General features: G+C 61.5%; 18 protein-coding genes. 7 read left to right on the top strand and 11 right to left on the bottom strand.

Features of this window, described 5'->3' with window-relative positions:
* Window positions 1–35: 35 nt before the first annotated feature.
* Complete coding sequence (locus AC07OF_RS11235) at window positions 36–380, bottom strand: YggL family protein (RefSeq protein WP_191831950.1); 345 nt, start codon at window positions 378–380, stop codon at window positions 36–38.
* A gap of 204 nt (window positions 381–584) precedes the next feature.
* On the opposite strand from AC07OF_RS11235, the gene dacB reads away from it, so the two are divergent.
* A complete protein-coding gene (dacB, locus tag AC07OF_RS11230) occupies window positions 585–2048 on the top strand; it encodes a D-alanyl-D-alanine carboxypeptidase/D-alanyl-D-alanine endopeptidase (protein WP_157191803.1) in 1464 nt (487 codons plus the stop codon).
* Window positions 2049–2052: 4 nt separating this feature from the next.
* Here dacB and AC07OF_RS11225 read toward each other — a convergent pair whose 3' ends face one another.
* Both AC07OF_RS11225 and rlmKL read right to left on the bottom strand, forming a co-directional pair.
* Complete coding sequence (locus tag AC07OF_RS11225) at window positions 2053–4449, bottom strand: sensor domain-containing diguanylate cyclase (protein ID WP_157191802.1); 2397 nt, start codon at window positions 4447–4449, stop codon at window positions 2053–2055.
* Window positions 4450–4555: 106 nt separating this feature from the next.
* A complete protein-coding gene (gene rlmKL, locus AC07OF_RS11220; protein WP_495072891.1) occupies window positions 4556–6757 on the bottom strand; it encodes a bifunctional 23S rRNA (guanine(2069)-N(7))-methyltransferase RlmK/23S rRNA (guanine(2445)-N(2))-methyltransferase RlmL in 2202 nt (733 codons plus the stop codon).
* Window positions 6758–7298: 541 nt separating this feature from the next.
* On the opposite strand from rlmKL, the gene rmf reads away from it, so the two are divergent.
* The gene (gene rmf, locus AC07OF_RS11215) at window positions 7299–7514 is read left to right on the top strand and encodes a ribosome modulation factor (protein WP_010223328.1); all 216 of its coding nucleotides are present in this window, start codon (window positions 7299–7301) and stop codon (window positions 7512–7514) included.
* Window positions 7515–7609: 95 nt separating this feature from the next.
* Here the strand turns inward: rmf and AC07OF_RS11210 are convergent, their stop codons facing one another.
* Window positions 7610–8632: a quinone-dependent dihydroorotate dehydrogenase gene (locus AC07OF_RS11210; protein WP_157191800.1), complete on the bottom strand. Its 1023-nt coding sequence runs from the start codon at window positions 8630–8632 to the stop codon at window positions 7610–7612.
* A gap of 151 nt (window positions 8633–8783) precedes the next feature.
* Here AC07OF_RS11210 and AC07OF_RS11205 point away from each other — a divergent pair, with 151 nt between their 5' ends.
* The 5 genes from AC07OF_RS11205 (at window position 8784) to cobA (ending at window position 14428) form a co-directional block, all read left to right on the top strand.
* The gene (locus AC07OF_RS11205; RefSeq protein ID WP_157191799.1) at window positions 8784–9998 is read left to right on the top strand and encodes a CmpA/NrtA family ABC transporter substrate-binding protein; all 1215 of its coding nucleotides are present in this window, start codon (window positions 8784–8786) and stop codon (window positions 9996–9998) included.
* 15 nt (window positions 9999–10013) lie between these two features.
* On the top strand, window positions 10014–10589 hold the full coding sequence (locus AC07OF_RS11200; protein ID WP_157194704.1) for an ANTAR domain-containing response regulator: 576 nt from the start codon (window positions 10014–10016) through the stop codon (window positions 10587–10589).
* Between the two features lie 174 nt (window positions 10590–10763).
* Window positions 10764–11975, top strand: a complete 1212-nt coding sequence (locus AC07OF_RS11195; protein WP_157191798.1) for a nitrate/nitrite transporter — start codon at window positions 10764–10766, stop codon at window positions 11973–11975.
* Window positions 11976–11984: 9 nt separating this feature from the next.
* Window positions 11985–13655, top strand: coding sequence for a bifunctional protein-serine/threonine kinase/phosphatase (locus AC07OF_RS11190; protein ID WP_157191797.1), 1671 nt, complete (start codon window positions 11985–11987; stop codon window positions 13653–13655).
* A 29-nt stretch (window positions 13656–13684) separates the two neighbouring features.
* Window positions 13685–14428, top strand: a complete 744-nt coding sequence (cobA, locus tag AC07OF_RS11185; RefSeq protein WP_157191796.1) for a uroporphyrinogen-III C-methyltransferase — start codon at window positions 13685–13687, stop codon at window positions 14426–14428.
* Between the two features lie 57 nt (window positions 14429–14485).
* Here the strand turns inward: cobA and AC07OF_RS11180 are convergent, their stop codons facing one another.
* From AC07OF_RS11180 to AC07OF_RS11150, 7 genes are all read right to left on the bottom strand, one after another.
* Window positions 14486–15523, bottom strand: a complete 1038-nt coding sequence (locus tag AC07OF_RS11180; RefSeq protein ID WP_038608805.1) for an OmpA family protein — start codon at window positions 15521–15523, stop codon at window positions 14486–14488.
* 110 nt (window positions 15524–15633) lie between these two features.
* The gene (gene sigX / locus AC07OF_RS11175; protein ID WP_036990388.1) at window positions 15634–16200 is read right to left on the bottom strand and encodes an RNA polymerase sigma factor SigX; all 567 of its coding nucleotides are present in this window, start codon (window positions 16198–16200) and stop codon (window positions 15634–15636) included.
* A gap of 114 nt (window positions 16201–16314) precedes the next feature.
* Window positions 16315–17139: a mechanosensitive ion channel family protein gene (locus tag AC07OF_RS11170; RefSeq protein WP_128326090.1), complete on the bottom strand. Its 825-nt coding sequence runs from the start codon at window positions 17137–17139 to the stop codon at window positions 16315–16317.
* 2 nt (window positions 17140–17141) lie between these two features.
* The gene (locus tag AC07OF_RS11165) at window positions 17142–17396 is read right to left on the bottom strand and encodes a CrfX protein (protein WP_371261983.1); all 255 of its coding nucleotides are present in this window, start codon (window positions 17394–17396) and stop codon (window positions 17142–17144) included.
* A gap of 95 nt (window positions 17397–17491) precedes the next feature.
* The gene (locus tag AC07OF_RS11160) at window positions 17492–18487 is read right to left on the bottom strand and encodes a zinc transporter ZntB (protein WP_157191795.1); all 996 of its coding nucleotides are present in this window, start codon (window positions 18485–18487) and stop codon (window positions 17492–17494) included.
* Between the two features lie 27 nt (window positions 18488–18514).
* Entirely contained in the window at window positions 18515–19003 is a 489-nt protein-coding gene (gene rraA, locus AC07OF_RS11155) for a ribonuclease E activity regulator RraA (protein ID WP_038608795.1), read from the bottom strand.
* Window positions 19004–19072: 69 nt separating this feature from the next.
* Window positions 19073–20089 (bottom strand): alpha/beta fold hydrolase, encoded by a 1017-nt coding sequence (locus AC07OF_RS11150; RefSeq protein WP_495072890.1) that lies wholly within the window; start codon window positions 20087–20089, stop codon window positions 19073–19075.

Below are 20089 nucleotides of genomic sequence, written 5' to 3'. Positions count from 1 at the left end.
AACGGCGGCCACTGGGGCCGCCGTTTCTTCAGGCATCAGGCAACCGGATTGATCGGGTTTTCCGGATACCAGGCGTCCAGCAGCGGGCTGACTTCGATCTTGGTCAGCTCGTTGCGGCCTTTGAGCCAGCTCTCAACGGCAGCGCGTTGCTCTTCAGTGACCGAGCCGCGATCTGCTTTGCAAACCAGACCGAAGTCGTCGCCGCCAACATAGTCCAGACCATTGGCATCCATAGCGTCTGCCAGGAAGGCATCGAGGAAGGCATCAACGGCTTCGTCGGTCAGGTCTTCCTTGAACTCCAGGTTCAGTTCAAAACCCAGCTCCTGGAATTCATCCACGCAGAGTTTTTTGCGCAGACGGCGGGAACGGTTAGTGGCCATGAAACAATCCTCTTGAGTAATAACGCGGCGCACTTTACCAGTTTCGCCGCGAGGCTGCCGGAATAAAAGCCGACAAGCCACCCTGTTGCACTGCCCCATCACCCTGCGCCTTGGGGCATAATGCGCACTATATTTTTCACACCGGGGCCTTCACCTTTCCTTGCTCCGTTTTTTTCACCCCTCGCTTGCAGGGTTTTATTGCACATGATCAGATCTCTACGCCCTCTTCTGCTTGCCGGCCTGCTCCTGCCCGTTGCCTTGCCTTCCCAGGCCGCGGCCGTCAACACCACGCTGCCCGCCAAAGTACAGCAAGCGCTGAAAACCAATAAATTGCAGGACTCGGCCCTGTCGCTGGTGATGCTGCCGCTCAACGGCCCTGGCACGCCAACCGTGTTCAATGCCGACATATCGGTCAACCCGGCCTCGACCATGAAGCTGGTCACCACCTATGCGGCCCTAGAACTGCTCGGCCCGACTCACCAGTGGAAGACCGAGTTCTACAGCGATGGCCCGCTGCGTAACGGCACCCTGCAGGGCAACCTCTACCTCAAGGGCGGCGGTGACCCGAAACTGAACATGGAAAAGCTCTGGCTGTTGATGCGCGACCTGCGCGCCAACGGGGTGCAGACCATCAGCGGCGACCTGGTGCTCGACCGCAGCCACTTCGTGCAACCCGTGCTGCCCCAGTTCAATGATGACGGCGGCGACGAAAACAAGCCGTTCCTGGTCAAGCCCGACTCCTTGCTGATCAACCTCAAGGCCCTGCGCTTTGTCGCCCGCAACGACGGTGGCAAGGTGCTGGTATCGGTCGAACCACCGATTGCCAGCATCCGCATCGACAACCAGGTCAAGGCGGTCAACAGCAAGCAATGCAGCGGCGATGTGCGCTACAACCCGGTCACCCAGGCAGACGGCGTTACCGTGGTGGTCAGCGGTCAATTGGCTGACGGCTGCAACTCGCAGACCTACCTGTCGCTGCTCGACCACCCGACCTATGCCGCCGGTGCGGTACGGGCCATCTGGAATGAACTGGGTGGCACCATCCAGGGCCGCGACCGGATCGACAGCGTGCCGAAAAGTGCCCGCCTGCTGGCACGCGCCTTCTCGCCTGACCTGGTCGAGATCATTCGCGACATCAACAAATACAGTAACAACACCATGGCCCAGCAGCTGTTCCTGAGCCTGGGCGCGCAGTTCCGCACCGATGCCGATGGCGACGACGCCCGTGCAGCACAGCGTGTGGTACGCCAGTGGCTGGCGAAAAAGGGCATCACTGCACCGCACCTGATCATGGAGAACGGCTCCGGTTTGTCTCGCGCCGAACGGGTCAGCACCCGGGAAATGGCGGCCCTGCTGCAGGCTGCCTGGAAAAGCCCCTACGCTGCCGAATTCATCAGCTCCATGCCGCTGGTAGGCATGGATGGCACCATGCGCAAGCGCCTCAAGCGCACAGCGATGACCGGCGAGGCCCATATCAAGACCGGAACCCTGAACACCGTACGCGCGATTGCCGGCTACAGCCGCGACAGCAACGGCAACACCTGGGCGGTGGCGGCGATCCTCAACGATCCAAAGCCCTGGGGTGCTTCAGCGGTGCTCGACCAGGTGCTGCTGGACCTCTATCGCCAGCCGAAACTGGTCAACAGCACGGCCTCGGTACAACCCTGAGCATTCAGGAGAGTTCTGCCTCGACCCGGTCGCGGCCAGCTTGTTTGGCCGCATAGACGCCGGAGTCGGCGCGTAGCAACAAGGCATCGGCGCCCTCCCCCGGGCGCCAGCCGGCCACGCCAAAACTGGCAGTGACCTGCCCAACCCCCTCGACGACGACGCTGCGCACCCCCTGCCACAACTCCAGCGCCAGCGAGTGCGCCTGCTCGGCGTTACTGCCCGGGCACAAGACCATGAACTCCTCTCCGCCCAGACGACAGAACACATCGGTGCGGCGCAGACGCTGACTGATGCGCTGGCACAGGCTGCGCAACACATGATCGCCCACCGCATGACCAAACTGGTCGTTGATGCGTTTGAAGTGATCGATATCCAGCATGATGATCGCCAGGTCCTGATTGTCGCGCTGAGCGCGCTCAAGCTCGACCTTCAAACGCTCCTGGAAATAGCGCCGGTTATGGATACCGGTCAGCGAGTCGGTCACCGACAGCGCGCGCAACTCTTCTTCAACCCGTTTCAGATCGGAGATATCGGTCAGATAGCCGTGCCACAGCGTGCTGCCGTCCTCCTCCGGCTCAGGGGTCGCCTCGCCACGCACCCAGCGCTGGCCTGCCAGTGGCAATAACACTCGATACTCCTCACGCCAAGGTGTCAGGTGATCGGCTGAATGGCGGATTGAAGTGCGCACACGCAACAGGTCATCCGGGTGGATACGCTCAAATACCGCTGTAGCATCCTGGCGCAACAGCTCAAGCTCAATCTCGTAGATGTCACGCAAGCCTTCACTGGCATAGGTGAAACATGAGCTGCCATCCAGACGCAGGCGAAACTGATAAATGCCACCAGGTACTTCGGCACTGAGCTTGTCCAGCAAACGGTCACGGGCCGCCAGGGCTTCATGCACGCGCTTGCGCTCAGTGACATCGATACAGATCGCCAGGTGACCGACCCACAGGCCATGCTCATCGAGCACTGCCGTCACCAGCATGTTGGCCAGCAGATGGCTGCCGTCTTTACGCTGCAACGTCCACTCACCCGCCTCTTTGCCCCCCTCCTGCACGGTTTGCGCGAACATTGCCTGGGCCGGAGTGATTTCGCGGCCATAGCGCTGGCTCAAGTCCCGGGCCCGCTGGTGCAGCTCCTGGGGCGAAATCAGTGCCTCAAGGGTCAGGCTGCCGACCGCTTCGGCACTGCTGTAGCCCAGCATGCGTTCGGCGCCAGCATTGAACGTGCTGATCACGCCACGCAGATTGGTAGCGACGATCGCGACCTGAGTCGCCGCATCCAGCACACTGCGCAACTGATTATGGGTATCACGCAGGGATTGCTCACTGATGCGCAACTCGCCAGTGCGCTGCTCGACCAAGGTCAGCGCGCGCTGACGCTGGCTGAACAGACTGAACAGCAAGGCACTGAGCAATACACTGAGCAAACCACCCAGAAACACCACCGCGGGGACCGCCGAAGAGCGGTTGGCCTGCATGAACGCCAGACTTGGACGGATATCGAGCTGATAGTCATGGTCGGCCAGGTGCAACAGATGACTGGCGGCCAGCGTTGAGGAGGCACCCCGGTTATCCGACTGGAACAGTACCTCATGCTGGCTGTCCGGCCCGGACAGGTCGCGAATACGCACCACCAGGTTGTCCTGGGCCGCGTTGGGCAGCCCCTCGGCCATCAACTGCCGCATACTGATCACCGCCATGACATACCCCCGCGGCTGCGGGTCAGGATCATGTGGCGCGAACACTGGCGCCGCCATCAGAATACCGCGGGCATACGCAGGCTCCACATCGGTGAGGTTAAGCGGCGCAGAGACAGCCATGCTGCCAGGCTTCGCGGCGCGTTGCAGGGTGTCCTGACGCAGGGCCTGGGAAAGCAGGTCGAGACCCAGCGGCTGGCGCAGCAGTTTCAATGCCTGGGTAAACAGCACCGGGTAGTAGATCGGACGCGCGGGTGATACGCGCAAACTGCCGTCATCAGTCAGTTGCTGGATTTCGTAGGGACGGCCAAGTACCTGAGTCGCACGCTGCTCAAAGGCCTGGCGTGCGGGCCCCGGCACCCGCGGCGCCCAGGAATAGGCCTGGGTACGGTGCAGCAAGGGCCGCGCGTAACCATTGAATTCTTCGAGCGTGATTTCGGTGGCAAAGACGAAGAACCGACGCAGCCCATCCAGGCGCTGCACCTGATCCTCGAAGCGTTCTTCGATACGACTGTAACGCTCACTGGCCAGCAGTTCGAAGCGTTGACGCAACTGTTGCTGGTACAACTCGTAGGTTGCCAACGCCAGAAACGCAGTCAACAGTCCGCCGGCCACCAGTGCCACAAGGGCAACCAACCAGGCGGACACTTCTTCGCTGACGAAGCCGAGCATCTTTGGACGAACGCCATGCATCGACATAGTTGATAACACTCATAACGCCAGCATGCAGCGTTTCCCAGGTCCTCCTTCAGTTATAGCCATTAGCCACTAATGAAGCAATCCGAGGCCTGGGAGAAGATCGTCTTCAGCGTGCCTGAATGCGCCATGCCCGATGAATCTTGGTGTTACGGGCGAAGTCCGGATCCAGGGTCTGCGCGCTGATTTCCTCTACCGCATAACGTTCGGCCAGACGTTCGTCGAGCTGGAACTTGCGGAAGTTGTTGGAGAAATACAGCACGCCGCCTGGTGCCAGACGCGTTACTGCCAGGTCGAGCAATTCGACATGGTCACGCTGGACATCGAATACACCTTCCATACGCTTGGAGTTGGAGAAGGTCGGCGGATCGATGAAGATCAGGTCGAACTCATCACGGCAGGCTTGCAGCCAGGCCATGACATCGCCCTGCTCCAGGCGGTTCTTGTCGGAGAAACCATTGAGCGACAGGTTGCGCCGCGCCCAGTCCAGGTACGTCCGGGACAGGTCGACGCTGGTGGTGCTGCGTGCACCGCCCTTGGCCGCATGCACGCTGGCGGTCGCGGTGTAGCAGAACAGGTTGAGGAAACGCTTGCCGGCGGCCTCACGCTGGATACGCATGCGCATCGGCCGGTGATCGAGGAACAGTCCGGTATCCAGGTAGTCGGTCAGGTTGACCAGCAACTTGACGCCTCCTTCACTGACTTCCAGGAACTGGCCCTGGGTGCTCTGGCGCTCGTACTGGCGGGTACCGCTCTGACGCTCGCGACGCTTGACCACCACCCGGCTCTGGTCGATGCCCAGTGCCTGGGGAATTGCGGCCAGCGCATCGAACAGACGGGCCTGGGCTTTCTCCGGGTCGATCGAACGCGGTGCGGCGTATTCCTGGACGTGTACCCAGTCCTGGTACAGGTCGATGGCCAGGGCGTACTCAGGCATGTCAGCGTCATACAGACGATAGCAACTGACCTGCTCGCGCTTGGCCCACTTGCCCAGCTGCTTGAGGTTTTTCTGCAGACGATTGGCGAACATCTGCCCGCCTTCGCTCAAGCGTGCCGGCTCGCTGGCAACGGCTGCCGGCGAACGCTGGTCTTCGTTACCCTGAGCGTCACGCTCGGGCTGGCGACGTTCGCCGGTGACGAACTGGTCGGGCTGCACCTTGATCAGCAACAGCTTGCACGGCAGCGCGCCGTTCCAGAATGCATACTGTTTGTGGCTGCGAATACCCATGCGCTTGCCCAGGTCGGGGGCGCCAGTAAACACCGCCGCTTCCCAGTTCAGGCACGATTGACGCAGACGCTCGCCGAGGTTCTGGTAGAGGTACAGCAGGCTGGCTTCATCACCCAGACGCTCGCCATAGGGCGGGTTACAGATCACCAGGCCCTTCTGGTTCTGGTCTGGACGCGGCTCGAAACTGCCTACCTCGCCCTGGTAGATTTTCACCCAGTCGCTAAGACCGGCACGCTCGACGTTGTTGCGGCCCGGCTGGATCAGCCGCGGATCGGCTTCGTAGCCACGAATCCACAACGGCGGACGGGCAAGACCGGCCTGCGCCCGCGCCTGCGCTTCGTCGTGCAGCTTGCGCCACAACGCCGGCACATGGCCAAGCCAGGCGCTGAAGCCCCAGCGCTCACGCTTGAGGTTGGGGGCGATGTCGGCGGCGATCATCGCCGCTTCCACCAGGAAGGTACCCACACCGCACATCGGGTCAGCCAGCGCACCGCCTTCGGCGGCAATACGCGGCCAGCCGGCACGGATCAGTACGGCGGCGGCAAGGTTTTCCTTGAGCGGCGCAGCGCCCTGCTGCAGACGGTAACCGCGCTGGTGCAGACTGTGGCCCGACAGGTCCAGGGACAAGATCGCTTCCCCGCGGTCCAGACGCAGGTGCACGCGCAAGTCAGGGTTGAGCTTGTCAACCGAAGGACGCTCGCCATCGCGGGTACGCAGCTTGTCGACAATGGCATCCTTGACCTTCAGGGCGCCGAAATGGGTGTTGTCGATACCCGAGCCATGGCCGCTGAACTCCACGGCCAGCGAACCGCTGGCTTCCAGATGGTCCTGCCACTCGACTTCGTGCACACCATCGTACAGGTCGTCGGCGTTCTTCATGTTGAAGCGCTTGAGCACCAGCAGCACGCGGTTGCCCAGGCGTGACCAGAGGCACAAGCGGTAGGCGGTTTCCATGTCGGCCGAGCCGCGGATGGCCGAGGTGTGTTCACGCACCTCTTCAAGGCCCAGGCCGCGGGCCTCTTCGGCGAGCAGGCCTTCAAGACCTTTGGGGCAGGTTAGGTAGAGTTCGAAACGGTCCGACATGAGGTATCCAGTGCTTTGAGCAATAAGTGGAGGGCAAGCGCATCGCCTTCCGATGTTTAATCGAACGCCTTTCCAGCGAGCGTTCGAATGGCACTGCGGTGAGTGCCGGGCCACCCGGGCAACCTGACCTTTTGCCTGGGGCAGAAAAGTCTTTGATCGCCGGGCAGAATGAAAAATTCACGACTGACAGGGGGAAAAATGACCCTTCGTCGTATTGACTGCCTTGTTACAAATTATCACCCGGCGCTCGCCAAGTGACTTCAATTCTTATCAAACCCTGATCATAGCGGGCTTTGCGTCGGATCCAGGCCTGACGCATTTATTTACTTATCCTTTGACCCTAGGAAAGGTTACGTCCTTATGACAAAACGATCATTCACACTGTGTCGTGCATTGGTTAGAACTCATCTCAGGTTGTCACCGCAACGGGGCAACACTTTCGCTCGCGACGCCGGCAGCGAGCGCAAACCGGCAGAACGATTCTGCCCGGCCTCCTAGAGGCCGACGGGACATTACAGTCAACAAGTGAGGGCAACACCCTATGAGAAGACTTAAGCGTGATCCGTTGGAACGAGCATTTTCACGTGGCTACCAATATGGGGTCACCGGCAAATCCCGCGAGCTTTGCCCTTTTACTCTACCGTCTGTACGCCAGGCATGGATCAATGGCTGGCGTGAAGGACGCGGCGACAACTGGGACGGTATGACCGGCACTGCGGGTATTCACAGACTCAACGAACTTCACGCCGTTGGCTGAACGAGGATCTGAATTCATTCACCATGCGCGCCCCATCCGGGCGGCGGGCTAAGGCCCAGGGGCCCCTTCAAGGGGCCCTTTTTTATGCCTGCGTTTCAGCGCGGCATGGCTGCGATGGCGTCCACCGCTTCGCGAATCAGCGCAGGGCCTTTGTAGATGAACCCCGAATAGATCTGCACCAGGCTGGCACCGGCGGCGATCTTCTGTGCCGCATGCTTGCCCTCGGTGATGCCCCCGGCGGCGATGATTGGCAACTTGCCACCCAGCTCACCCGCCAGCACCTTGACGATATGCGTGCTCTTTTCCAGTACCGGCGCGCCCGACAGGCCACCGGCCTCGTCGCCATGGGGCAAGCCTTCGACACCTTCACGGCCCAGCGTGGTGTTGGTGGCAATCACCGCATCCATGCCTGACTCGACCAGCGCCGCCGCCACCAGCGCGGTTTCTTCATCGCTCATGTCCGGAGCGATCTTGATCGCCAACGGTACGTGCTTGCCGTACTGCGCAGCCAGTTGCCCACGGCGTTCGGCCAGGGCATCGAGCAACTGCTTGAGCGAGTCGCCGAACTGCAGGCTGCGCAGGCCCGGGGTGTTGGGCGAGCTGACGTTGACGGTGATGTAACTGGCGTGGTCGTAGACCTTGTCCAGACAAATCAGGTAGTCGTCCACCGCGCGCTCGACCGGGGTGTCGAAGTTCTTGCCGATATTGATGCCCAGCACGCCGCGATACTTCGCTGCCTGCACGCGGTTCAGCAAGTTATCGACACCCAGGTTGTTAAAGCCCATGCGGTTGATGATCGCCTCGGCCTGCGGCAAGCGGAACAGGCGCGGCTTGGGGTTGCCCGGCTGCGGACGCGGCGTGACCGTGCCGATCTCGACAAAACCGAAACCCAGCTGGGCAAAGCCATCGATGGCTGCGCCGTTCTTGTCCAGACCTGCCGCCAGACCCACCGGATTGGCGAACTCCAGGCCCATGACCGTCACCGGCAAGGAGGCCGGGGCCTTGGTCAGCAGCCCGTTCAGGCCCAGGCGGCCACCGGCGCCGATCAGGTCCAGGGACAGGTCATGGGAGGTCTCCGGGGAGAGCTTGAACAGCAACTGGCGGGCCAGGGTATACATGGGCGGGCTTAGCTCGGCGTGAGTGAGGGGGCGATTATATAGGTGGCGTCGTCCGGGGGACAGCGCCGCCTTGGCATATGCGTTGCTTTGTTGACGCTTGATACCGGCCACGCAAGCGGCACGGCCTGCCCCTCGACACAGGCGCGATACTGTGAACAACGATACCCCCACGACTCCACTGGCCTGGGTCAACGGCAGCGATGCGCCGGAAAAGCACAGCCTGGACATCGGTTTCATGGCCCTTAGCGACTGCGCCTCGGTAGTGGTTGCCGCGACCCAGGGCTTTGCCCAGCCCTATGGCCTGAGCCTGAACCTCAAGCGCCAGAGTTCCTGGGCCGGCCTGCGCGACAAGCTGGTCAGCGGCGAGCTGGACGCTGCCCATAGCCTGTATGGGCTGATTTATGCCGTGCACCTGGGCATTGGCGGCACCGGGGCCACCGACATGGCGGTGCTGATGGGGCTCAACCAGAATGGCCAAGGCATCAATCTGTCGGCGGCACTGCAACGTCAGCGCGTGACCCGTCCCGAGGCGCTGGAGCACTTCGTGCACCAAAGCAGGACAAAACTCACCTTTGCCCAGACCTTTCCGACCGGCACTCACGCCATGTGGCTGTATTACTGGCTGGCCAGCCAGGGCATCCACCCACTGCATGACGTCAACAGCGTTGTAGTGCCACCGGCGCAGATGCTTGCTCATCTGCAAGCCGGGCGCATTGACGGTTTCTGTGTCGGCGAACCCTGGTCGGCCGACGCCGTCGAGCAGGGCCAGGGGATCACCTTGGCGACCAGCCAATCGATCTGGCCTGACCACCCTGAGAAAGTCCTTGGCTGTACCCGCGCCTTCGTCGAGCAGTACCCCAACACCGCCAGAGCGCTGGTCAAAGCGATTCTGGCCGCCAGCCGCTTCATCGAGCAAAGCCCGGAAAACCGTCGCAGCACTGCCCAACTGCTGAGCGGCCAGGCCTACCTGGACACGCCCTTGAACAGCATCGAACCGCGCTTGCTCGGTGACTACCACGACGGCCTTGGCAATCACTGGCACGACCCGCACGCCTTGCGCCTGCACGACAACGGCCGGGCCAACCTGCCCTACCTGTCCGACGGTATGTGGTTCATGACCCAGTTCCGCCGCTGGGGCCTGCTGCGCGAAGACCCCGACTACCTCGGCGTGGCGCGCCAGGTGCAGCAACTGGCGCTATACCGCGACGCCGCCACTGCCATCGGTGTGCCTTGTACCGAGCAGAACATGCGCCGCAGCCAGTTGATCGATGGCAGCTATTGGGATGGCAGCGACCCCGCCGGCTACGCCCGCAGCTTTGCCCTGCACGCGCTGGCGCAAACGCCTGCCGCCCTCGCCCGTCGCTGATCAGGGGAGCTCATGATGCTGCGAATCCTGTTGATCGACGACACCGAAAAGAAAGTCGGGCGCCTGAAAGCCGCACTGGTTGAAGCTGGCTTCGAAGTCATCGAAGCGTCAGGGCTGATCATCGACCTGCCGGCACGCGTCGAAACGGTGCGTCCGGATGTGGTGTTGATCGATACCGAATCACCGGGCCGGGATGTGATGGAGCAAGTGATCCTGGTCAGTCGCGACCGGCCACGGCCAATTGTCATGTTTACCGACGAGCACGATCCGAGCGTGATGCGCCAGGCGATCCAGGCCGGGGTCAGCGCTTACATCGTCGAAGGCATCCATGCGGCGCGGCTGCAGCCAATCCTCGACGTGGCCATGGCCCGCTTCGAAAGCGACCAGGCGCTCAAGGCCCAGCTGCAAGCCCGCGACCAGCAGCTGGCCGAGCGCAAGCGCATCGAGCTGGCCAAGGGGCTGCTGATGAAAATGAAGGACTGCAACGAAGAACAGGCTTACACCCTGATGCGTCGCCAGGCCATGAGCAAGCAGCAGAAGCTGATCCAGGTGGCCGAACAGATCATCGCCATGAGCGATTTGCTTGGCTGACAGCACCCTGGCCTGGCTTTTGCACTTCCTATTCACACAGGTAGCCAACGGCGGTTGCCCCTTCACGACAAAGACGTCGCATCCCCCTCGCAACAGCGGGCCGGGAGGCGGCGTCTTTTGCGTTTCTGCCCCTTGAGGGCGCGACCTGCAGTGCAACGTTCAACGAGGTGTTCGATGAATACGAGTTTCTGGAAGTCCGGGCATATTCCCACGCTGTTCGCCGCCTTTTTGTATTTCGACCTGAGCTTTATGGTCTGGTACCTGCTCGGCCCCCTGGCGGTGCAGATTGCCACCGACCTGCAACTGACCACCCAGCAACGCGGACTGATGGTTGCCACACCGATCCTGGCCGGCGCCATCCTGCGCTTCGTAATGGGCATCCTGGTAGACCGCCTGTCACCGAAAACCGCCGGCCTGATTGGCCAGGTGATCGTCATCATTGCGCTGTTCTGCGCCTGGAATCTGGGCATACACAGCTATGAACAGGCGTTGCTGCTGGGTGTGTTCCTCGGCGTCGCCGGCGCTTCCTTTGCCGTCTCCCTGCCACTGGCCTCGCAGTGGTACCCGGCCCAGCACCAGGGCAAGGCTATGGGTATTGCCGGCGCGGGCAACTCCGGCACGGTATTCGCCGCACTGCTGGCGCCGGTCCTGGCCGCCAGTTTTGGCTGGAACAATGTCTTCGGCTTTGCCGTGGTGCCGCTGGTGCTGACCCTGGCGCTGTTCGCCCTGCTCGCGCGCAATGCCCCGCAACGCCCCAAGCCCAAGGCCATGGCCGATTACCTCAAAGCCCTGGGTGATCGCGACAGCTGGTGGTTCATGTTCTTCTACAGCGTCACCTTTGGCGGCTTCATCGGCCTGGCCAGCGCGCTGCCCGGCTACTTCAACGACCAGTACGGCCTGAGCCCGGTCACTGCCGGCTACTACACGGCCGCCTGCGTGTTCGCCGGCAGCCTGATGCGCCCTCTGGGTGGCGCCCTGGCCGATCGCTTTGGCGGGATCCGTACCCTGCTGGCGATGTACACCGTGGCAGCCATCTGTATTGCTGCGGTCGGTTTCAATCTGCCGAGCTCGGTGGCAGCACTGGCGTTGTTCGTCAGTGCCATGCTCGGTCTTGGTGCTGGCAATGGTGCAGTGTTCCAACTGGTACCGCAGCGTTTTCGCCAGGAAATCGGCGTAATGACCGGCCTGATCGGCATGGCCGGCGGTATCGGTGGCTTCCTCCTGGCCGCCGGCCTTGGCGCGATCAAACAGCACAGCGGCGACTATCAACTGGGGCTTTGGCTGTTCGCCAGCCTCGGCGTGCTGGCCTGGTTCGGCCTGTACGGCGTGAAACAACGCTGGCGCACCACCTGGGGTTCGGCCGCCGTCACCGCGGCGCGGGTCTGAGGCTGCGCCATGAGCCTGCAACTGAGCTTTGCACAAGCCAGCGCCACCGGGCCTCGAGAAGAGAACCAGGATGCCTTGCGCCTGGTTACCCCCAACCCGGAACTGGCTGCCAGCAAGGGCTATCTGTTCGCCCTCGCCGACGGCGTCAGCCAGTGCGCCGACGGTGGCCTGGCCGCGCGGGCGAGCCTGCAGGCGCTAGCTCTGGACTATTACGCCACACCGCCTACCTGGGGCGTGGCCCAGGCGCTCGACCGCCTGTTGCTGGCGCAAAATCGCTGGTTGCGCGCCAATGGTGGTGGCCAGCCTCTACTGACCACCCTCAGCGCTTTGGTACTGCGCGGTCGGCGCTTCACCCTGGCGCATGTCGGCGACTGCCGCATCTATCGCTGGGCCGCCGGCCAGTTGCAGCGCATCAGCGAGGATCACGTCTGGGATCAGCCAGGCATGCAGCATGTACTAAAGCGCGCCCTGGGCCTGGATCAACACCTGCAGGTCGACTACCTCGAAGGCGACCTGCACGCTGGTGAATGCTTCGTCCTGCTCAGCGATGGCGTCTGGGCCAGCCTCAGCGAATCGCAGATCCGCGCTGTGCTGCGCGAACAGATTGACTTGCAGGACGCGGCGCACACGCTGGTCAGCTCGGCCCATCACAGCGGCAGCCAGGACAACGCCAGCGCATTGCTGGTGCGGATTGATCAGTTGGGCACGAGCAACCTCGGCGATTCCCTGGCGCAGTTGCAGCAATGGCCGCTGCCAGGCCCCCTGCGTAGCGGCCAATCGATCGATGGCTGGACGGTCGAGCAGGCCCTCAGCCAGAGCCGGCAGTCCTTGTTGTACCGGGTTCACGACAGCCAGCAACACGCCTGGCTGCTGAAAACCCTGCCCGAGCAGCGCAAGGATGAACCTGGCGCCCTGCAAAGCCTGCTGCTCGAAGAGTGGTTCCTGCGCCGGGTTGCCGGGCGTTACTTCCCCGAAGTACACCCGGCCAGCCAGCGTCAGCACCTGTATTACCTGATGCGTGAATACCCGGGCCAGACCCTGGAGCAATTGTTCGCCCGTACCGGCCCCTTGCCACTGGCGGATTGGCAGGCGCTTGCCCAACAACTGCTGCAGGCCGTGGGCATGCTGCACCGGCGCAACATCCTCCATCGCGATATCAAACCGCAGAACCTGCACCTGGGTGACGATGGCCAGCTGCGCCTGCTGGATTTTGGCCTGGCCTTCTGCCCGGGACTCTCTGAAGACCGTGCCCACGAACTCCCCGGCACCCCGTCGTTCATTGCCCCGGAAGCGTTCGGCGGCGAGCCGCCCAGCGCCCGGCAAGATTTGTACAGCGTCGGCGTAACGCTGTTCTACCTGCTGACCGGTCACTATCCCTATGGCGAAATCGAAGCGTTCCAGCGCCCACGTTTTGTCCAGCCCACCAGTGCCGCGCGCTACCGCCCAGACCTGCCGGAATGGCTGGAGCACAACCTGAACCAGGCGTTGCTCGCCGACCCGCAGCAACGATTTGAAACTGCCGAGCAATGGCTGTTGCTGCTCGAACAAGGCGAACGCCAGCACCTGAGCATACGCCCGCGGCCACTGCTCGAACGCGAGCCACTGAAGGTCTGGCGCGGCCTGGCGCTGCTGTCGTTGTTACTCAACCTGATCCTGCTGATCAGCCTGCTAAAAGGCTGACGGCATCCTTTGCCGATGAGGAATACCCGATGAATGCGAAAGTCTGGCTGATTGGTGCAGGTCCCGGCGACCCGGAACTGCTGACCCTCAAGGCTGTGCGTGCCCTGGCTGAAGCCGAGGTGGTACTGATCGACGATCTGGTCAACCCGCTGATCCTCACCCACTGCCCTCAGGCGCGCGTGGTTGCCGTTGGCAAACGCGGCGGATGCCGTTCCACACCCCAGGCCTTCATCCAGCGCCTGATGCTGCGCTATGCCCGCCAGGGCCGTTGTGTGGCCCGGCTCAAGGGCGGCGACCCGTGCATTTTCGGGCGTGGCGGTGAAGAGGCGGCCTGGCTACAGGCCCAAGGTATCGAAACTGAACTGGTCAATGGCATTACCGCCGGCCTTGCCGGGGCAACCCAATGCGGCATTTCCCTGACCTTGCGCGGCGTAAGCCGGGGCGTGACCCTGGTCACCGCACACACCCAGGATGACAGCCCGTTGAACTGGCAGGCGCTCGCCCAGGGTGGCACCACCCTTGTGGTGTACATGGGCGTGAGCAAACTCGACGAGGTCCGGCAAGGCCTGTTGGCAGGCGGCCTGGCAGCGGACACGCCGGTGGCGATGATCGAGAACGCATCCCTGCCCCAGCAACGCGAACAACGCAGCACCTTGGTTCAGCTTTGCGAGGACGCTGCGCGCTTCAAACTGAGCAGCCCGGCAATACTGGTGATCGGCGAAGTGGCGGCCCGAGCAGCGTCAGGCAGCACCCTGCTGCAGATTCCGGCCTGAATCGCAGACAAAGAAAAGCCCGGCCTAGGCCGGGCTTTTCCGTGAAGCACTTACCAATTACTTGGCTTGGGCTTCTACTTGTGCTTCTACGCGACGGTTAACAGCGCGACCAGCGTCGGTGGCGTTGTCAGCAACCGGACGGGTTTCACCGTAGCCTACCGACTCAACACGGCTCGATTCTACGCCGTACTGGTTGGTCAGAACCTGCTTAACGGCGTTTGCACGACGCTCAGACAGCTTCTGGTTGTAAGCGTCAGGACCGACGGAGTCAGTGTGACCTTCAACAGTGGTGGTGGTCTGTGGGTACTGCTTCATGAAGTCAGCCAGGTTTTTGATATCACCGTAGCTGTTTGGCTTGACGACCGACTTGTCGAAGTCGAACTTGACGTCCAGCTCAACACGTACGACTTCGGCAACAGCCGGGCAGCCGTCAGCGTCAACGGTAACGTTGGCTGGGGTGTCAGGGCACTTGTCAACGTTGTCGCAAACGCCGTCGTTGTCGCTGTCGGAGCAGACTTCAGCAACTGGAGCAGGAGCAGCAGCAACTTTGCCACCGCTACCACCGAAGTTCAGACCCAGACCGACGGTTGGGCCCCACTCGGTGTTGCCGTTGTCGATGTTGTACATGGCTTCAACGCCAGCACGGGCGAAGAACATGTCGGTGATGTACCACTTGGCACCGGCGCCCAGGTTGGCGAAGGTGGAGTGGTCACGACCGTTGTTGGTGGCCTGGCCCAGGCTCTCGTGCGCGAAACCAGCGGAAACGTAAGGACGCACTGCGTCGCCTACGGTACCCAGGTGGTAGGTAGCGTCGAGCTTGGCTTTAGAACCTTTGATGTCTTTGTTGAAGACTTCGCCACGAGCGTTGTGAGTCTCGTTGTAGCCCAGGTCCAGCGACAGGTCGTCGGTCAGGAAGTAACCGAGGCGAACACCAGGGTTGGTGCCGTCGTTCTTGAAATTGCGCTCGCTATCGTAGTACTGCTTGGTAACGTTACCTTCGATCTCAACCGCGCCTTGGCCCTGTGCCAGAGCGCCGAGCGAAGTTACGGCTACAAGAGAACCAATGGCCAAGCCCAAGGTGTTTTTCAATTTCATCCGTTAAATCCCCATCTGGTGATAGTTAAGCAGTCCCACCAACATCCGGGGGACAACTCGACGGCAAGTCTAGCAGAACTTGCCGGTACGTTAGAGATATTTGCGTGCCTCTAAGTTTCAGCAAGGCCCGCAAATTTCTCACGTAGCTTGTCTAGCGCACGTTTGTACCGCATTTTCGTTGCGCTCAGGCCCATATGCATGATATCGGCGATTTCCTGAAATTCCAGCTCTGCGACAAATCGTAGCACCAGAATTTCCCTGTCAATCGGATTAACATGCACTAGCCATTTATCCAGCCCACCTTTCTCTTCCGGTTTCGGCGCCTTCTCTTCCGAGGCCTCCTCAAGTGGATCAAGACTCAAGGCATCCATCAGTCGACGCTTGCGCCGCTCCTTGCGGTACTGGGTGATGCATTCGTTATAGGTGATGCTGTAGAGCCAGGTCTTGAACTTCGATTTGCCCTCGAAGTTCTTCAAACCATAGAGCACCTTGAGCATCACCTCCTGACAGACATCATCAGCATCCCGATCGTTCCCTAGATAACGTGCACACACGTTAAAAAGAGTCCGCTGGTAGCGTCGCATGAGCTCCTCATACGCGCGAGTAACATGAAACAGCTCCTCATGCGAACGCGCCACCAACTCCTCATCAGTGAGCTCGCGGGGGTCGTAACGCATGGGCAGCGAGTGAACTTTATTCAAAACGAATCTGGCCGACAGTCAGGTCAATGTCGCCGCTTACCCCTGCCTGGGGCAATTTTGCGGCGGCATACATTAGCAGGATTTACCCGGTTAGCGGCTATTGACTCGCTGCTCGAGCAGAATCCGGTTGGACAACGAAACCAGCTCGCCGTCATCGGTCAGCAGGGTCGTCTTGACCGTGCCGATCTCCTCGATCTGCCCTTCGACCTCTCCAACCTGCACCTGTTGGCCCACTTGATAGAGCTCCCGGACATAGATTCCAGCCAGAATCTGCCCGGCAATTTCACGGCTGCCCAGGCCCATCGCCAGGGCAACGGCCAGACCAACGGTAATCAAACCGATGACGATTACATGGTTCAGCAGATCGGTTTTGACCTCAAGCTGGCTGATTGCCACCGAAATACTGATGATAATAACCAGACCCTGGGCGATACGACCGACACCGGCGGCGTACTCCAGGCCGATGCCTTCGGCGGCACCGCGCACCAGGCCGTTGACCAGTTGTGCCAGGAGCACGCCCGCCAGCAGCACCAGCGCCGCGCCAAACACCTTCGGCAGGTACAGCGCGAGCATGTCCAGGGTTGCCGAAACGCGTTCAAGGCCCAGGGACTCAGCCGCCGAGACCAGGAAGATCAGCAACACGAACCAGTAGACGATCTTGCCGATCAGCGTCGAGATCGGTACCTGAATACCGACCCGATCCAGCATCTTGGTCAGGCCGGTGCCGCCCATCAGGCGGTCCAGGCCGAGCTTGGCCAGCAGTTTGGAGAGCAAGGTGTCGAGCAGCTTGGCCACGACAAAACCGAGCAGCACCACAACCAGGGCGCCAAACAGATTGGGGATGAAGTTCGCCACTTTGGTCCACAGCGCGGTCATCGCGGTGAGCAAGCTCTGGGTCCAGAGATTAAGTTCCATATTCAATCGGCCTTATCAGCTTTACGAGCGGTAGCGTTACGGCGGACCGGCGCTACATGCGCCGAACCATTGTTCACGGCGATCATCAACGCCTGGCTCCAGCGGCCAAGCAGGCTGAACAGATCGCCCGCACCCACCTGACGGTTGGCGGTTTTCAGGACGCGCCCAAGACAGGCATCGTCGTCGCGCTCGCGCCCGGACGGTGATGCCTTGAGCAGGTCTCGCAGGGATTCTTCAAACGGATCGTGCATGGGCACCTCGCGCAATATCTGTCAAAGACGAGGTCGCCCCGGCACGGGTCACATGAACCAGGCAGACAGTTAATGACTGATTGTTCACGAAATGCACCGGATCACACCCAGCGCAGCCGGCGGAACAACCACCACTGCCCCAACGCCAGCGCCAGTACCAGCAGGCTGGCGAAGAGAAAACCATAAGGGCTTTCAGATCCCGGAATACCGCCGACGTTGATGCCCAGCAGCCCGGTGACAAAACTCATGGGCAAAAAGATGCAGGTGATGATGCCGAAGCGGTACATGGTCCGGTTCATCCGCTCGGCACGCCGGCGGTCTTCGCTTTCCAGCACCAGGGCAGCCCGCTCACGGGTCAGCTCCAGCTCTTCAAGATAGCGAATCAGGCTGTTGTTCAGCTCGTTCCAGTAATCGCCATCGTCTTCGGCGAACCAGCTCCACTTGTTGCGCGCCAATTGCGCGTACAGCTCGCGCTGCGGCGCGAGAAAGCGGCGCAGGCCGGCGGCGCGGCGGCGGATCTGCTGCAAGGAAGCCTGCTCCGGCGCGTACTTCTGGTCGGCTTCAAGCTTCTCTTCTTCCAGGTCGACCACTTCCGAGAGGTCACTGAGCAGCGCCTGAACCTTCTCGGTCAACAGCTGCGCCATGCTCAGCAACAGTTCAGAGGCAGTCTTCGGGCCACGACCTTCGGCCAGTTGCTGCAACAGCTCGTCACTGGCGCGCAATGGCCGCAAGCGCAGGGAAATCACCCGCTGTGCCTGGGCGAATATGCGTACCGAGACCATGTCTTCGGGCTCTGCGCCCGGATTGAGGTTGACCCCGCGCAGAAACAGCAGCATCTGTTCTTCTGGCAAGGCCAACAGCCGTGGGCGGGTATTTTCTTCGAGGAGCAGGTCGCAGGCGAACTCGCTCAGGCCGCTGTCGCGGCGCAGCCAGGTCCGGGTCTGGGGATGGCTGCGATCCCAATGCAGCCAGAGGCTCTGCTCTGGCTGCAGCTGCAGGTCGTCCAGTTCAGTTCGAGCAATCGAACGCGCACCGCCTTTACCATCGAGCACCAGGGCATGCACTAACCCCCACTGCGCGTTTTCTTCCTCGAACATTCCTGCTCCACTTCGCGGTTTCAGTGCTTATTCCGGCATTTTAAGCGGACTTGGCGAGACAATCACACCATTGTTGTCTGCGTAAATGTACTCACCCGGGCGGAACGTCACCCCGGCAAAGTTCACCACCACGTTGAGATCACCGATGCCGCGCTTGTCGGTCTTCATCGGGTGGCTGGCCAGGGCCTGCACGCCAACGTCAGTCTGCGCCAGGACATCGACGTCACGCACGCAGCCATAGATCACCAGGCCTTCCCAGCCGTTTTTGGCAGCTTTCTCGGCGAGCATGTCACCGAGCAGGGCGCGACGCAGCGAACCGCCACCGTCGACCACCAGCACCTTGCCCTTGCCATCCAGGTCGACCTGCTCCTTGACCAGCGAGTTGTCCTCGAAGCATTTGATGGTGACGATCTCACCACCGAAGGAATCGCGGCCACCGAAGTTGCTGAACATCGGCTCCAGCACCTGCACCAGTTCCGGGTAGGCGTCGCACAGATCGGGGGTGAGATAATGCATGGGAAACTCCTGTCGGTTGCCAAGACAAAGGGATGTCACAGTTTCAAATCAGTTAACGAGGCCCAGCGATCACGCTTTAGGCTCAAGGCTACACGTCGGCGCCGATCCGGTCACCTGCTGCGCTGTATCATTGAGCAAAGCAGCCATGGGGTTGTGCAGCCAGCGTTCAACCAGCGGCCATACCTGCGTCTGTGCGGGCTTGCTGACCAGCATGTCGACGTGCCCGAAGTTGTCGAAGCCCTCTTCACGGCCCAGGCGAACGAATTGCTTGTGCTCACCGCCCAGTTGCTCAAACAGCTTGCGACAGGCCCACACCGGGTCCTGATGATCGCCAGCCGCACCTACCGCCAGCACCGGCACATCGACTTCAGCCAACCCGGCCCACCAGTCGCGATCCTTGTCGCCGAAACGGCCGAACAGACCGAACCAGCGCATGCTTTCCAGGGCCAGGCCAATCGGCTCGTCCTCCGGGCCGCGCTTGAGCCGCGAGCCGGAGATCTGCCCGAAGCGCTTGAGCAACAGCCGCCCGCCCCACTCCACTGGCGGCAGTTTCAACGGCCAGTAGGTGCGACTGACCTGGGTACCGAAAAACGCCGCACTGGCCACCTGCTCAGCTGTCAGGTACTGACCGCCGAGCGCAGCGGCCAGCGTGGTGCCGCCCAGGGAGTGGCCGATCCAGTGCGCGGCACGGCCACACTGCTCGCTGACAAAGGCAGCGATGACCGGCAAATCGTAACGGGCATAGTCGGCGACACGGTTGTGTCGGTAAGCATGGTTGCGCGGCGACAGACCGTGGCCGCGCATTTCCGGAATCCACACATCAAAACCGGCGCGCGCCAGGTACGCACCCAGGCCAACACCCCGGGGCGAATACCAGAAGCGCCGATTGGAAAAGCTGCCGTGCAGCAAAATCACCGGGGCGCCGCGCACCTCGGCCTGGTCAGCCAGACCGAGACGGGTGACCGCCAGCTCAACGGTGCGATCCGGGCTGTTACCGGCTTTGATCCGGTAGACGTCTTCGCTCAGATCACCGCGACGCTCGGCACTGAGCAAGGCCACGGGAAATAGAGAACTGCTGCTTTGCAT

The organism is Pseudomonas sp. GW821-FHT10B02 (assembly GCF_059415665.1).
The sequence above is the reverse complement of the archived record's forward strand: the minus strand, read 5'-3'. Positions and strand labels throughout refer to the sequence as shown.